This window comes from Flavitalea antarctica (assembly GCF_054461535.1).
In genome coordinates this window covers 460,334-476,267 of the sequence record NZ_JBTLQG010000002.1, presented here as the reverse complement: position 1 = coordinate 476,267, position 15,934 = coordinate 460,334, and the positions used below count along the sequence as shown (strand labels likewise).

The 15,934-nt window shown below is 44.8% G+C and carries 11 protein-coding genes; 4 read left to right on the top strand and 7 right to left on the bottom strand.

The genetic code is table 11. The features are described 5' to 3' along the window. The first annotated feature begins 178 nt into the window (after window positions 1-178). Genes ACX0G7_RS04385 through ACX0G7_RS04375 form a run of 3 tightly spaced genes read left to right on the top strand, consistent with a single transcriptional unit; the run spans window position 179 to window position 6,197 of the window. Window positions 179-2,509, top strand: coding sequence for a PSD1 and planctomycete cytochrome C domain-containing protein (locus ACX0G7_RS04385; RefSeq protein ID WP_458922210.1), 2,331 nt, complete (start codon window positions 179-181; stop codon window positions 2,507-2,509). Window positions 2,510-2,523: 14 nt separating this feature from the next. Then, window positions 2,524-3,972: a DUF1501 domain-containing protein gene (locus ACX0G7_RS04380; RefSeq protein WP_458922209.1), complete on the top strand. Its 1,449-nt coding sequence runs from the start codon at window positions 2,524-2,526 to the stop codon at window positions 3,970-3,972. A 53-nt stretch (window positions 3,973-4,025) separates the two neighbouring features. Next, complete coding sequence (locus tag ACX0G7_RS04375) at window positions 4,026-6,197, top strand: FN3 associated domain-containing protein (protein WP_458922208.1); 2,172 nt, start codon at window positions 4,026-4,028, stop codon at window positions 6,195-6,197. Window positions 6,198-6,268: 71 nt separating this feature from the next. Here the strand turns inward: ACX0G7_RS04375 and ACX0G7_RS04370 are convergent, their stop codons facing one another. The 3 genes from ACX0G7_RS04370 to gyrB all read right to left on the bottom strand — a co-directional run bounded on the left by ACX0G7_RS04370 (window position 6,269) and on the right by gyrB (window position 10,938). Continuing rightward, the gene (locus ACX0G7_RS04370; protein WP_458922207.1) at window positions 6,269-8,218 is read right to left on the bottom strand and encodes a lectin-like domain-containing protein; all 1,950 of its coding nucleotides are present in this window, start codon (window positions 8,216-8,218) and stop codon (window positions 6,269-6,271) included. Between the two features lie 389 nt (window positions 8,219-8,607). Beyond that, window positions 8,608-8,811, bottom strand: a complete 204-nt coding sequence (locus tag ACX0G7_RS04365) for a hypothetical protein (RefSeq protein WP_458922206.1) — start codon at window positions 8,809-8,811, stop codon at window positions 8,608-8,610. A 147-nt stretch (window positions 8,812-8,958) separates the two neighbouring features. Beyond that, window positions 8,959-10,938, bottom strand: coding sequence for a DNA topoisomerase (ATP-hydrolyzing) subunit B (gene gyrB, locus ACX0G7_RS04360; protein WP_458922205.1), 1,980 nt, complete (start codon window positions 10,936-10,938; stop codon window positions 8,959-8,961). 429 nt (window positions 10,939-11,367) lie between these two features. Here gyrB and ACX0G7_RS04355 point away from each other — a divergent pair, with 429 nt between their 5' ends. Continuing rightward, window positions 11,368-12,261, top strand: a complete 894-nt coding sequence (locus ACX0G7_RS04355; protein WP_458922204.1) for a MerR family transcriptional regulator — start codon at window positions 11,368-11,370, stop codon at window positions 12,259-12,261. A 210-nt stretch (window positions 12,262-12,471) separates the two neighbouring features. Here the strand turns inward: ACX0G7_RS04355 and ACX0G7_RS04350 are convergent, their stop codons facing one another. From ACX0G7_RS04350 to ACX0G7_RS04335, 4 genes are all read right to left on the bottom strand, one after another. Then, window positions 12,472-13,560, bottom strand: a complete 1,089-nt coding sequence (locus tag ACX0G7_RS04350) for a mechanosensitive ion channel family protein (protein ID WP_458922203.1) — start codon at window positions 13,558-13,560, stop codon at window positions 12,472-12,474. A gap of 65 nt (window positions 13,561-13,625) precedes the next feature. Next, window positions 13,626-14,468, bottom strand: a complete 843-nt coding sequence (locus ACX0G7_RS04345) for a hypothetical protein (RefSeq protein ID WP_458922202.1) — start codon at window positions 14,466-14,468, stop codon at window positions 13,626-13,628. Beyond that, complete coding sequence (locus ACX0G7_RS04340) at window positions 14,468-15,265, bottom strand: UDP-2,3-diacylglucosamine diphosphatase (protein ID WP_458922201.1); 798 nt, start codon at window positions 15,263-15,265, stop codon at window positions 14,468-14,470. The genes ACX0G7_RS04345 and ACX0G7_RS04340 overlap by 1 nt, the downstream gene beginning before the upstream one ends. Then, window positions 15,255-15,893, bottom strand: coding sequence for a LutC/YkgG family protein (locus tag ACX0G7_RS04335; RefSeq protein ID WP_458922200.1), 639 nt, complete (start codon window positions 15,891-15,893; stop codon window positions 15,255-15,257). The genes ACX0G7_RS04340 and ACX0G7_RS04335 overlap by 11 nt, the downstream gene beginning before the upstream one ends. Window positions 15,894-15,934 lie beyond the last annotated feature (41 nt).

The following is a 15,934-nucleotide window of genomic DNA, read 5'->3' as shown; positions in this document are numbered from 1 at the left end:
ATATGAAACGACCAAAGAAACTTTGTAATCTTTGCCCGCGTGCGGTACGGTTTAAGGTTTGAATGGCGTTCTCCCCTCCCCTGACTTTGGGTGCAACAGATCTCCTCCTGCCATGCGGGATAACAGCTCTGCCACCAGGTTTAAGGCGGTCGGCTCCGGCAAAAATAAAATTGAACGGATGAAACGAATTTCTTTTGTTACTACTGCGCTGGTAGCGACAATTTTGCTGGTGGTCAGCTGTTTTGATAAAAAGGACGAAAGCTCCCGGACTGCGGGCCTGGTTGATTTCAATTTTGATATCAAACCTATCTTGTCTGATCGCTGCTTTAAATGTCACGGACCTGATCCGAATAACCGGAAAGCTGATCTCCGGCTCGATATCGAAGAAAACGCTTATGCTGCATTGAAGAACAATCCCGGCGTTCATGCAATAGTTCCCGGCAACCCCGACCAGAGTGAACTGGTCAAACGTGTCCTTTCCACAGATCCTCAGTACATGATGCCCCCGCCTGAGTCAAATCTTAGTCTGAACGATGATGAAAAGTACCTGTTGAAAAGATGGGTGGCACAGGGAGGAAAATATAAAAAACACTGGGCTTTCCTTCTTCCGCAAAAAGTGCAGCCTCCTGCAATTGATCCCGATGACGGAGTAGTTGTAAATGAAATTGATCAGTTTATTATAGACAGGGCCATAAAAAAGGGTCTCAGGCAATCAAAGGAAGCCGACAGGGAAAGATTGATCAGAAGAGTGTCTTTTGATCTGACTGGTCTGCCACCCTCTCTTGAGATGACTGAAAGGTTTTTGAAAGACAATCGCCCTGATGCCTATGAGCGGTTAGTTGATTCACTCCTGAAGTCCCCGGCATATGGAGAAAGATGGACAAACTACTGGCTGGATGTTGCAAGGTACGGCGACACGCATGGTTACCAGGATGATCTTCCGCGGGTGATGTGGCCCTGGCGGGATTGGGTAATCAAGGCGTTCAATGAGAATATGCCGTATGATAAGTTTGTCACATGGCAGCTTGCCGGCGATCTTCTTCCGGATGCAAACAAGGAGCAGTTGCTGGCGTCTGCATTTAACCGTAATCATAAGATCAGCCAGGAAGGCGGTATTGTTGATGAAGAGTACCGGGTTGAATATGTGGCTGACAGGGCAAATACTTTTGGAAAAGCTTTTATTAGCGTATCCATGGAGTGCAGCCGTTGTCACGATCACAAATATGATCCCATCACCCAAAAAGATTACTTCAGCCTGTATGCGTTTTTTAACAATCTCAAGGAAACGGGGTTTGTATTAAACCTGCGCACTCCCGAACCTTATATGCCCATCTCTAAACGCGACCTGGAAGGCGAGCTGAAGTTCCTGAACGCAAACCGGGTGATCAGGTCCGAGAAAGATACGATACTGCAGATGGTGATGAAGGAAGAACCCGGCATTCGTAAATCCTATGTGCTCAATCGGGGGGCCTATGATGCTCATGGCGAAGAAGTAACACCAGACGTGCCTAATTCAATACTTCCATTGAAACCAGGGCTCCCAAAAAACAGGCTTGGATTATCCCAATGGCTTTTCGATGAAAAAAATCCGCTCACCGCGGGTGTAATGGTTAACAGGATATGGCAGGAAATTTTCGGAAAGGGACTGGTGGCAACTTCAGAGGATTTTGGCAACCAGGGATCAATTCCGTCTCATCCGGATTTGCTTGACTGGCTTGCTGTGGACTTCCGCGAAAGCGGGTGGGATATCAAAAAGCTCATTCGGAAAATGGTTATGTCAGCTACCTACCGTCAATCCTCAACCGCTTCTGCAGAAGTGCGCGAAATTGATCCTGAAAATATCTATCTCTCGCATTCAACAAGGTACCGGATGAACGCTGAAATGATCCGGGACAATGCGCTCGCAACTTCAGGGTTGTTAAATCCGGAAATTGGCGGACCAAGTGTGAAACCTTATCAACCCGAAGGAATCTGGGAAGGCGTTTCAGTTGGCGACAAAAGTGGTTATCGTGGCGAAACATCATATATAATAGACACGGGCAACCTTGTTTACCGGCGAAGCTTATACACGTACTGGAGAAGAACGGTGCCTCCGCCAGCTATGATAACCTTCGACAATCCAATGAAGGAAATTTGCGAGGTAAGACGTACACGTACGAGTACGCCGTTGCAGGCGCTGGTATTACTGAACGATCCACAGATAATGGAAGCTTCAAGGGTTCTCGGCTCCAGGCTGCTGGTAAAAAATAACAATGACAGCAGGCTCGCAATCACAGAAGCATTCAGATTAATAACTTCGAGAACTGCAAAGGCGAATGAGATCGATATACTCGAACAATTCTACAACGCAGAATTGAAAAAATATAAAGGTGATTTAAAAGCAGCAACGGCAGTGTTGAAGACCGGGCATCATAAAATTGATTCAAGGATAAATGCCGCAAACGCAGCTGCAATGATGCTCACCATACAAACAATATATAACCTGGATGAAACCATTTCCAGGTCCTGATAAATGCAAACGAGATGGAAAAGGAAATACTGGAACAGAAACTAAATGTTAACCGCCGTCACTTTCTCTCCAAGCTGAGCCTGGGTATTGGCGGAGCGGCACTGGGATCCCTGCTGATTCCTGACCTCTTCGGCAAAGCGGAAGAGGATAAATTGCCTGCAGGTATCTCTCACTTTGCTCCACGTGCAAAAAGAGTGATTTACCTGTTCCAGAGCGGTGCGCCTTCACAGCTTGATCTTTTCGATTATAAGCCCTTATTAAACAAGATGCAGGGTGAAGACCTGCCGGCTTCCATACGCATGGGTCAACGGCTTACCGGGATGACGGCCAGTCAGAAAGAATTTCCGCTCGCCGGATCACTTTTCAAATTCAATCAATATGGCGAGTCACGTGCATGGGTAAGCGAACTTATGCCCTACACTTCGAAAATAGTCGATAAGATTTGTTTTGTAAAGTCAATGCACACTGAAGCGATCAATCATGATCCTGCAGTCACATTTTTCCAGACAGGCAGCCAACAACCCGGAAGACCAAGTATGGGATCATGGCTCAGTTATGGACTTGGCAGCGAAAACAAAAACCTTCCCGGGTTTTGTGTTTTTCTATCACGTGGAAAAGGCAACATCCAACCGCTGGCTTCAAGAATCTGGGGTAGCGGATTTCTCGATTCAATTCACCAGGGAGTTCAGTTCCGTTCAGCAAAAGATCCTGTTTTATACCTGCAGGATCCCGAAGGACTCGACAAAATAACCCGGCGGAACATGCTGGACAAGATTGCCGAACTGAATCACCTGCAACTGGCAGAGTTCCAGGATCCGGAAATTGCAACAAGAATAGCCCAATATGAAATGGCTTATCGTATGCAAACTTCTGTTCCGGAAGTTATGGACATCAACGATGAACCCGAACATGTCTTCAAACTATACGGACCCGATTCAATGAAACCGGGAACCTTTGCTGCAAACTGCATCCAGGCAAGAAGACTCGCCGAAAGAGGTGTTCGTTTTGTGCAGCTTTATCATATGGGATGGGACCAGCATGGCAGTTTACCAAGAGATATCCGCAATCTGTCCAGGGATACTGATCAGCCTTCTGCTGCCTTGATTATGGACCTCGAACAGCGCGGATTACTCGATGATACATTAGTGATCTGGGGTGGAGAATTTGGCCGGACAAACTATTGCCAGGGCAAACTATCTGTTGATGATTACGGAAGAGATCATCATCCAAGATGCTTTACCGTCTGGATGGCGGGAGCGGGCGTGAAGCCAGGATTTGTTTATGGTGAAACTGATGAATTCGGTTACAACGTTGTAAAAGATCCCGTTCATGTTCACGATTTTCAGGCCACTGTTATGCACCTCCTCGGTCTTAACCACGAAAAGCTTGTATTCAAACACCAGGGCCGGCGATATAGATTGACCGACGTGAGTGGAAAAGTAGTTAACGATCTGTTTACTTAACAAGGTAAAGATCACGCGAACCAAGTGAAAAGCATAAATGATCCTTTACCTGAATGGTTAAAATAAAAAACATCTTACTGTCGGCGAGCCTCGTCCTGAACATCATGCTCGTCTTTCTTTGGTTATTTGAATCCGGCATTCAACAACTACCTCCATGGATCAAGGTGGCCGGCCGGCTTCATCCCATGATACTGCATTTTCCGATTGCAATGCTATTGTTGATTGCGCTTCTTGAGATACTCCATGTTGGTGGGCGAAGACGCAACCCCGAAACTACTGTTGGTCACCCATCGGGTGACACGATAGATCTGCTGTTAGGCATAACTGCATTCACTGCTGTACTCGCTGCCCTGTGTGGATTTTTTCTTTTGTATGGTGGAGGATATGAAAATTCCAATGATCTCTACTGGCACAAAGTGTCAGGCATAATAACGTCACTTATAGCTGGCTTGTTATCATGGTTACGAAGCATAAAAAAGCTTTACTATTTCCCGGTACTGATTGCCGGTTGTATCATGCTTATAGTCACCGGCCATCTTGGATCTTCTGTAACTCATGGCGATGATTTTATTACCGCGCCGTTGATGTCAAAAACAAAAAAAATCAAAAACATCAATGAAGCAGTTGTTTTTGAGGATATAGTGCAACCAATATTTGATGATAAATGTATCGGCTGCCATAATCCAAACAAAAGAAAGGGTGAACTCCTGTTAACCAGTTATAAAGACTTGCTCAAGGGCGGGGAAAACGGACCGGTCCTCCTGGCAGGCAATGCGGACAGCTCGGCCCTTTACAATCTCCTGCTATTGCCGGCAAATGACGATCGCCACATGCCACCAGAAGGCAAACCTCAACCTGATGCCGGTGAAATCGCGCTTATTAGATGGTGGATCAGCTCGGGCGCCAATCCAGATCAGAAATTTAAAGATGCAAAAAGTCCTGACTCGATAACAAAAATAGTTCGTGCTAAATATGATGCCGGTTCGGCGCTTGATCAGTTGGACATTGATTTTGCCGACATAGACCTGATCAATAAACTCAATAATAACGATCGTGGTGTAAAGCAACTTTCTCTGGAAAAGCCATACATCAGCATCTTCCTCGCTAACAGAAAGAAAATAAGTAACAAGGAAATTGAAGAACTGTTACCGCTCAGGGACCAGGTTACCAGCATAAATCTCAGCCATTCAAATATCACCTATGAACAGGTAAAAATGATTGCCGGATTTCATCATCTGCGTGCTTTACATTTTGAGAACAGCAACATTAATGATAGTGCCGTGAGTGCAATAGCAGGCCTGAAATACCTGGAATACCTGAATGTTTCAAATACGAAAGTGACCGATGCGGTGCTTGACATCGCCGCAAAAATCAAAAGCCTGACGAGGTTATATCTATACGAAACAGACGTTAAGGTTGACCGTATAGCCGTATTAAGAAAAAAGAAACCTGCTATTAGTGTGGGGTACACTCCAGATCTGTCTACCGATACATCTTATCGTGGCAAACTTACCGACCCGGAAGTTACTATCGATAGCAACATGTTCGTGACGCAGGCTATGGTAAAGATGACTTATAGGCTGAAGGGAGTGAACATGTATTATACACTGAACGGCCAGGAACCGGACAGCACTTCAAATTTGTATCGGGGCCCGTTTTCTGTTGATAGTTCCGCAATTCTGAAAGTTATAGCCATGCGAACAGGCTGGCAGGCGAGTAAAGTACTCAGCTATAAGTTTGAAAAGGCATCAATGAAATTTGCAGCATCAAAACTTGACCTTCCACCAGATAAACGTTATCCTGGCAAAGGCGACAGTTCACTAATAGATTTTAAAAGAGGTGCTATCGATGGGCCAGATGAAAACTATATTGGTTATGAAGGAAATGATATGGATGCCTGGCTCGACCTGGGAACTAACAGTAGCATTTCAGGCTTATCCGTTTCCTATCTCGTCAATCATGGTTCGTTCGTCATTGCCCCGGCACAATTTGAAGCGTGGATTGCTTCGCCAGACGGCAAAAGGCTCAAAAAACTCGGCATTGTTTCAAGCCGTGAAACAGGCCTTCAAAAAGGGGCTGTCCGAAAGACGCTATCCTTGAATTTTCCAAAGCAGTCGCTGAGATATTTGGTTGTGAAAGTGAAAAACGTCGGAAAAATACCGGCCTGGCACCCGTCAAAAGGTTCCAAAAGCTGGATATTTATTGACGAAATTATAGCAAACTAACGGCAACGCGTACCTGTAGATGGCGACCGCTAACCCAAAACAGACTATTAACCCAATACATAAAGGGTCAACTACCGGATCAATGTTATTGTTCCTTTTTTCAACTGTTGCTGACCATTGTAATCAATACCTGCTACTTTCCACACATAAGTTCCCGAGGGTTGATCCTTTCCGTTCATTGTACCATCCCAACCACTAAAGGTATCAAGCGACGAAAAAACGAGTTGTCCATACCTGTTATATACCTGGAAGTATAACACCTGGTTGAGACCGACTGCAATGGGGCGGAACCGGTCATTTTTCCCGTCATTATTTGGTGTAAAAGCATTAGGAACATGGATCGCGGGCCCGTTGAATACCCTGATCTTCACTTCGTCGGTTGTTGCACAGCCAAAAGACGTGCTGGCTGTCAGCGTAAGCGTTACATTCTGGTCCGGTGTGATCGTCGGGTTTGCCACTGCGGGGTCACTCAGCCCAAAAGCCGGGGACCAGGAATATAAATCACCTCCACTTCCCCTTAACTGGTAAGATTGACCCGTAGCCAAAATAGTGTCCGGACCTGCGTTAGCGTTAGTCTCATACACATGAACGGAATCGGTAAGCCGAAAACTGCTGCAACCCTGCGCGCTGGTTGCATATACAGAAGATAGATAGTTGCCGCCTGTTTTATACATATGGCTCACCGAACTACCTCCTTTTACCTGTCCTCCGTCTCCAAAGCTCCAGTTCCAGTCGCGGATCTGTACAGCCGGGTTGCTGTTGACAGCATTAAAGATCACTGCGTCGCCTTTACATACATCATTAAAACTAAAGCTGATGTCAGGACGTTTGAAAACCTCGAAGTTTTTCAAAACGGGCGGCGATATACAACCTTCTTTGGTCGATACTGTGAGACTCGAATTTCCTGGCCCGGTGTTTCCGAATACCAGGGGTCCGGGGGTTGCTGCTGTGTAACCCCTGCCACTTATGCTCCAGTCCCATTTATCAATAGTGCCAAATTCAATGGTCGATTTATCACGGAAAAATACGGGAAGGCTGTCACACAGAATTCCCGGGTCCAGCTCGAAGTCTGCTACCGGGATCGAACCTACCACTACCCGCTGTTTGAAAGTGTCCGAAGGGCAACCGTTATTACCCAGGATACTGAGTTTAATATCGTAATTACCCGGACGGGCATAGGTGTGGGATGGTGGATTCTGAAGAGAGGAATTGGTTCCATCGCCGAAATCCCAATGCCACTTAACGATGTCTCCAAAAGAAGTTGAACTGTCCTGGAAAGGTATAGTGACGGGGAAACATGTTTTCAGGTCTTTCGGCATCGTAAAGGCTGCATTTAACGACGTACAGAAGCGCTGCAGGTTCTTTGATCCCCCGGTAGCACCGGTAAATCCCCAGAAGACCATGGGATCGCCGTTAAAGAGATCTTTGACCATGTCTATAGTTGCTTCAACCCGGTCAACGCCATCGATCTGTGCTTTGATCTTTTTTGTCGCGGCGTTCCAGGTTATGCGAAAACTATGTGTTTTGCAATCTTCAATATTACCACCACCGGCGAGAGCAGTAACAGGGCCGGCGAGATTATTGGTTGAACTGTGCCGTATATCACCATTTTTATGAATGGCTATATGGTCATCAGCCGGGTCGTTTTTATTAGAATTTTGCCAGGTGTCTATCTCCACGGCGATCGACGGCATAACGCCTTCCACGCCCAGGCCTTCACCGCTGGATCCTATACTTACACTTATCGGTTGAAGCACGAACACGATACCATCGGCTCCCATCTGATCCGTACAGCCCAGGAATACATCAAACTGATAATCGAACGAGTTTTGAAGATTGATCTTGTTAACGTTCCAGACAGAACCCGATTGGCCCCCCAGGTCAGGCGTGAGTGTATAACAATTACAGCTCTCCTGAACTGCACTTCCGTTCATATGATAGGGATTCACCACCTGGCCAGCCACTTCCTGAGATTGACTGATTAGCAGGCACAATAATAAAACAGCGATAACTCTTTTCATGCAATCGTGAAAGATACAGTTTGGCTTAAAACACAGGGTACTTCAAAGGAGATAAAGGATAAAAACTGAAAGTACTGCAAGAAAATAAGTCTACACCCGGGACCAGTAATTTAAAAAGACGACTAACTGCCGCCACAAATAACGTTAACACAACACAACCATTATCATGCCCCATTAATGTCCGGCTCACTCAACAAAAGCACCCCGCAAAACAAAAGCAATCGTGATAATCGGCCTTAAACAATCAGGTCATAACAAGAATTGTCACAACAACAAAAAACACCTTCGAATGACCTTGCTTAAACAATTAATTCATACCCACGAAAAAGCCATCCATAGAACTGACTGAACCGAACAATGGATGGCCGAATATTCTTACAGGTGGCAGATTACCATCCCTGCTTGGCAACTCCTTCCTTGATAGCTTCGAGCGCTTTGGCTTCGCCGAGTAATGTAGTAAGCTTATTGCCCTTACCATCATTTCCCTGAGCCATATAAGTTCCCTTAGCAGTTTTAGTAATCACTGCGTCCATGATGGGCACATTTTTTTCCTTTGTTTTCACGTTATACGCAGTGAGTGTTATTTTAGCCATAAATGGTTTGTTTAAATGGTTAGTAATTCATTTTAAGACTCAAATTTAGCTACCTCCAGCCTGAAAATGCCTATAAAATAAAATCAATTTTACTCTCAGGAGGCACCGCATTAAAAATCAATCCTTTATACATCTAACGGATTATCATTAAATATCCAGCTTGGCGTATTTAGCGTGACTTTCAATGAATTCACGTCTTGGGGCTACTTCATCACCCATAAGCATACTGAAGATGCGATCAGCTTCTGCAGCGCTCTCTATCGTCACTCTTTTCAGTGTCCGGGTATCAGGGTTCATAGTCGTCTCCCAGAGTTGTTCAGAGTTCATTTCCCCAAGGCCTTTGTACCGCTGAATATTCACGCTATCTTCCTTACCACCGGAAAGCTTTTCTACCCACATCTTGCGTTGTTCTTCCGTCCACGCATATGCTTGTTCCTTGCCTTTTTTCACAAGATATAGCGGAGGTTGTGCTATATAAACATAACCCTGCTCAACCAGTTCTTTCATGTACCGGTAAATGAAGGTCAGGATAAGTGTTGCAATGTGACTGCCATCCACATCAGCATCGGTCATGATGATCAGTTTATGATAGCGGAGTTTTATCAGGTTGAGTGCTTTGGGATCGTCCGTTGTGCCGACGGTAACACCGAGCGCTGTATACATGTTCCTGATTTCCTCATTTTCGTAGATCTTATGTTCCATTGCTTTTTCCACGTTAAGTATTTTACCTCTCAATGGAAGAATCGCCTGGAAGCTCCGGTCGCGCCCTTGTTTTGCAGTACCGCCTGCTGAGTCTCCCTCAACCAGGAACAGTTCGCACCTGTCGGGGTCCCTGTCAGAACAGTCTGCCAGTTTTCCGGGTAGTCCACCACCGCTCAGCACACTTTTGCGTTGCACCAGCTCACGGGCTTTTTTTGCAGCGGCACGTGCCTGGGCAGCAAGAATAACCTTCTGGATGATGTTTTTTGCGTCCTTTGGATTTTCCTCAAGAAATGCCTGGAGCGCACGGGATACCGTAGTATCTACCACGCCCATCACCTCGCTGTTACCCAGCTTGGTTTTTGTTTGTCCTTCAAACTGGGGTTCAGGAACCTTTACAGAAATAATACTGCTCAACCCTTCCCTGAAATCATCGCCTTCTATCTCCACTTTGGCCTTTTCAAAAAGGTTTTCTTTTTCACCATAGCTTTTAAACACGCGGGTAAGAGCGCGTCGGAAGCCCGAAACATGGGTTCCGCCTTCTATTGTATTGATATTATTAACGTATGAATAAATATGCTCGCTGTAACTGCTATTATAACATAAGGCAACTTCAACCATTACGTTGGTCAATTCGTCCCTTCCTTCAACAAAGATCACTTTTGGAAGTAATGGTGTGCGGCCGGCATTATTATCGAGCATTTCAACAAACTCGACGATTCCCCCCTCACTGAAAAACTTCTTGGAATAGGTTGCGCCTGACTCGTCTTTTTCCCGGAGGTCATTCAGTATAATAGTGATTCCCTTGTTGAGATAAGAGAGTTCACGTAACCTTCCTTCAAGAATGTCCTTCTTATACACTGAGGCAGTAAAAATCGTCGTATCAGGCCAGAAATGAACAGTCGTACCAGTGCGATCACTGGTCCCGATTTCCCGGACCGGGTATTGAGGAACCCCAATCCTGTATTCCTGCTCAAATATCTTTCCCTCACGATAAACAGTCACCTGCAATAACTGGCTAAGCGCATTAACGCAACTCACACCGACTCCATGGAGACCACCGGAAACCTTGTAGGTATTTTTGTCAAATTTTCCACCAGCGTGTAAAACGGTCATTACCACTTCGAGTGCACTTCGTTTTTCCTTCTGGTGCATACCGGTGGGGATACCACGGCCGTCATCCTGGACGGAAATCGAATCATCTTCATGAATATTTACGATGATGTTTTTACAGTAACCGGCGAGCGCTTCATCAATCGAGTTATCAACGACTTCATAAACCAGGTGGTGGAGACCTTTCTCACTAATGTCCCCGATATACATCGCGGGACGTTTTCTTACTGCTTCCAAACCCTCTAAAACCTGAATACTGTCTGCACCATATCCTGCGATGGCAGGGGCTAGAATTTCGTTAGTTTCTGTTATCATATTTAATTGAAAAAATCAGGTGAGATTAATTCGTGCAAAGGTACGTAAAATAAGGGTCTGGAAGCAATTTACAACCGATTTTATCCCTATTTTTCATGCTTATAATCAACTTATTATACTTGATTTTATTTTCGTCAGGAATGTAACGGAAATGCACATGTTTTCAACAATTTCAGAGCACAAAATGAGTGTAAAATGTACATGGTGACCGCGAAGTTTTCTTAACGGTCATCACTCAAAAAAATACCGTATCTACCAGCTGATTCGATCCACATGTACACACTACAAAAAACACTCTCCAACAAAATCGTGTGCGATGAGGAAACTGCATAAACTGTGAGAAATTAAAGGCTTTTGTCCTGGTGGCCGGTATTGCCATGATCCTTTATTGCACGATATTTGGTATAGAATAACCTTAGTGACCAGATAATGAAGAACTCCACACAAATCACATTCGCTTTCCAGGATCCGCCCGAACAAGGCGAAAATCCGGGCGTTGGTGTGCGGATAAAATCCCTGAAAAAATCTGCAGGTGATCCCACTAAAGAAGGACAGCAGGAATTAACTGCACCGAAGGATAAGTCTGCAGGCCCCGGATTATTCGGTGAACCGGGTGAAACTGTGGGTACAAGTGAAATTGGGAGTAATGAAGCTCCACAGGCCCAATTACCCGAACCGTTCTCAGAACCGGATGCCGGATCGCCTGCATCGCAAGCTGAAACTTTCAGGGCCGCAGCTGCGGATATTCAGCCGATAGCTGAGTTGCCCGGAGATGACGACCTGCCCGTTTTCCGCGGATCATCAGAATTTGAGGGTCAAATGCCACCGGAAGACATACAGATTGAAATCACTGCAGAGGATGGAAACGAAATTGCAAATCCTGAGGCAGGCGGGGAGGTTGAAGCATCCCCTATCCCCGAAAAAACGACTAAGTCAACACGGGGAAGAAAATCCCTGAAGAACATTGATGATGGCGCTGAACTGATCAATGTTCCACCGGATGAGATACTTTTTCAAAAACAATATTATGCGATAGGCGAAGTAGCTGAGATGTTTCACGTCAATCAATCACTCCTGAGATTCTGGGAGACTGAGTTTGACATCATTCAACCACGGAAAAACCGTAAAGGCGATCGTCATTTTCGTCCTGTAGATATAAAAAACCTGCTGTTGATTCATGATCTTCTCCGGCGCAGGAAGCTCACGATAGAAGGAGCTAAAGATTTCCTTAAAAAGAATAAACGTTCTCCTGAACGTTTTGCAATGATCCAGTCGTTGCAGAAAATCAAAGGATTTATCCTCGAAATAAAGGCTACTCTTTGAGGGCAGTTAGAGTCACTGCTTTTTATACCTGGTAAAACTTTCCATCTCCGCTGCCTCTTCAACCTCTCTATGATTACCTCGTCCCTGTTCCTAAAACCCAGTAATATTTTCTTGGTGCCTTACCCGTCATAATGCTTTTCCTGATTATTGTCGCTCCCTTTCTTATTATAGTCGCTCCCTTCGCGTAGGTCTTTTCCTGGTTCCCGTTCCTTACACCTCGTAATTCTTTTCCTGGTCCTTGGTTGCCAGTTTTATATCGAGATCCTCGAGCTTCTGGATAATCGCCAGGTTCATTTGCTGCCTCAACGCGTTAAAGTCAGCCACCGGGATAGTCGCCGTAAAAAACTCAACGTGAATTACAAACGCGTTTTTGTTTATGTCTGAAAGAAAAACAGTATAGCTTTCGATCTCGGTCCTCCGAAGCTGGAAGATCCTTTCAATCGATAATACAAGCTGATCAATCTGTTCATGGTTAGTTGAGGAATGCAGCTCCAGCTGAACAAAAGATCGCCTTTGTGTCCGAAGAGATAAATTGTCCATTATGCTGTCGACCATCTGCTTATTTGGTACTGTTACGAAAGTCTTCTGATCGGTACGCAGGCGCGTGCTTCGTAAACCGATCTTCTCAACAGTTCCGGTTATCCCCTGAACCTTAACCAGATCCCCCGTCATAAACGGTTTATCAAAGAAAATAATAAACGATGCAATCAGGTTTTCCATGCTCTCACGCAATGACAGCGCGATGGCAGCGGTAGCAATGCTTAAACCAGTAATAAGGTTTCCGATTTTCAGACCGAAAGCATATTTCAGTATCAGCAGGATCCCACAGATAATGATCAGGGCCTTAAAAAAATCTTTGAAGAAAACAATCAGCTGGTTCTCTTTGACATCTCCGGTCGCATTAGCTTTTTGATGCAATATCATCGCTATGAAGTCAATGATCCGCAGGATAAGCCAGATAAACGAGATCACGAAAATGATCACCGCAACAACCTCCACAATGCCGTGAGTAGAAACCCGGTAAATATTTACATTGAGGACTTTGGGAAAATTTAGCTTTTCGATGGAGACAAGGCTAACAAGAATCAACAGGAAAGTTTCCAGGGGCGAAACAACAAGATTTACAAATGATGGCTTGTCAACCCCTATTGCTATTCGTTTCACTAATCTAAACAACAGGCCCGCTATGTATCTTGATAAGTATCTTTTAAAGATCAATGCAAGGAGAATAGAACCGATTACAAACAAATAGGCTCTGATTGAGTTATCCAGGATCACTATGTCGAAAAAATCTTTCATTTAATTCTATTGGTATGCGGACAGCTAAGGTACTCAACAATTAACTTTTCCAGGTGCGGCAATCGCTATTTCGTGCCAGGCTTCTGAGAACTACCTGCGTCACCATACGCATATACTTCTATCACTCCCTCGTGCAATGCGTATAAGAATGTATTGGTAATTTTTATTTTGCTTGCATCACGGATGCCGCGGCTGATTGGAAATTTTTGCAGATTTAAAGTGCCCGGCTCATAGCGGTAAAGAAAATCGCCATTTCTTCCAAACATTGTTTTATTGATCACAGTGAAATCGGACCAGCCTTGAAAAAGCAACCGGTTCCTGAAAGCACCGTAATAGTCAAACATATAAACACCTTTGGTCGAGTCATACAGGTAAACCAGTTTTTCCTGGTCGATAATAACCTGTGGCGAAGGCATTGAGTCAAAGATCATGCGAAAATCGGCTGACTGGTCAATCACTTTTCCATCATCACCTACTTTTTTCAACTTGGATTCCTGCTCATCAAAAACCCAGATATTGTTATCATAAGCCTGCCCTATTGTTTTGACCTGGAAAAGATTTTGTCTCCTCAGGTCAATCGTTGACCTGACATTTAGAAAGCGGTCGAGCACCAGCACCGTCCCGAAATTTTTGAAATAAAGCAAAACCTTGAGAGGGTTCGATGCATCAATTGAAAACAACTTACCATAGCGACGCACATCATTAAAAACTCCGGCTGAATCGCCTTCGCTATTCAGCTTTTTTATCTGTCCGCTGCTGCTCACGATAAAACAATTTCCGAGATTGTCTACCGTAAAATCAACTATATCACCACGGTAGGACCTTTTCAACCTGAACAATGTATCCTGGGCCTGCACCAAAGGTGCAGACATCAAAAGAAAAAAAACGGCCAGGTAGATTTTGTTCATTAGTGTCTGATGATCTTGTGTTCCAGTTCAGGATAACGTGTTTTCAGGTTAAGATGTTGCCCGTCGAAAACTGCATATGTGAAGTAATTGATCCAGTCTCCAAGATTAATATACCTGCTTTTATCATCCAGTCTGAAGTCGATAGGTAGGTGCCGATGACCGAATATCAGGAAATCATAGAACTTTTTTTTCAGTTCTGTACGGGAGTGAGTGATCAGCCATTCGTTTTCTTCTCCCAGGAAATCCTGGTCATGCTGAGCCGTCGCTTCCCGGCTTTTCCGGCTGAAGAAATCGGCTAAACCTATTCCCACCGCGGGCGGCAGGATACCGAACAACCACTGACACACAGGATTTCTGAATATCTTTTTCAGAAACTTATAACCTTTATCACCCGGTCCGAGACCGTCGCCATGGCCAACAAGAAATTGCCTGGAATTAAAAACAAACTCTTTGGGTTCGAAGTAAACGGGAATATTGAGCTCAATTGGGAAATAGTCCCTCATCCACATATCATGATTGCCTACAAAAAAATGAATTGGGATGCCCTGGTCCGTTAGTTCGGCTAATTTGCCAAGCAACCTTACGTAACCCCTTGGGACAACTTTCCGGTATTCGTACCAGAAGTCAAACATATCACCAACTATAAAAATGGAAGCTGCGTCCTTCCTGATCTCTTCAAGAAATTCAACGATTTTTTTTTCACGCACAAGGCTCCTTTCGTGATCAGGGGCACCAAGATGAAAGTCAGATAGAAAATATATTTTTTTCGATGGGGGAATATTCATTTCAGATGCCATCTACCAAAAATACAAATACTTCTTTAGGCCCATGAACACCAACAACCAGGGTTTTCTCGATGTCGGCGGTCCTGCTGGGTCCTGAAGCAAAGGTGATCATGGAAGGAAGGTTGTTTCCATATTTTGTCTTCATCATTTCCAGCCCGTTTCTTATATCGTATACAAGCTGGCTGCTATGAGCTATACATATGTGCACAGGTGCGTACACACTGGTTGTTCTTCCACTTTGCTGTGCTGAGCTCATTACTATGCTTCCGGTTCTTGCAACCAGGAACTCACACCCGGTAATAGCCGCATCACAAACCGCAAGATCAACCGGGGCAAAAGTATCAAAACCTGCAGCCTTCAACTGCCCGCCGAGCTCAGACTCGCGGCAAAAAATGTTCTTCCATTTGTTTGAAGCAATAATACCCTTGAGTTGCTCAGCTACCTCACGGTAATCAAGACAAAAAACAAATCTCCCCTGCAACAGTGTAAACTGCTCGGCGAATTCAATTTCCAGTTCCTGTGTTGACGGGGTGAATACAGAGCTTGCACCCTCACTTTTCGGAAAAGGAAGAGGCGTTGACTGTGTCAACGCCTTCCGTATTTTTTTTAGAATATTTTCCTTAGCGGAAGATACATTCATTGTTATAAGTTAACTGTGCGTCTGTTATCAGGTCATTCAGA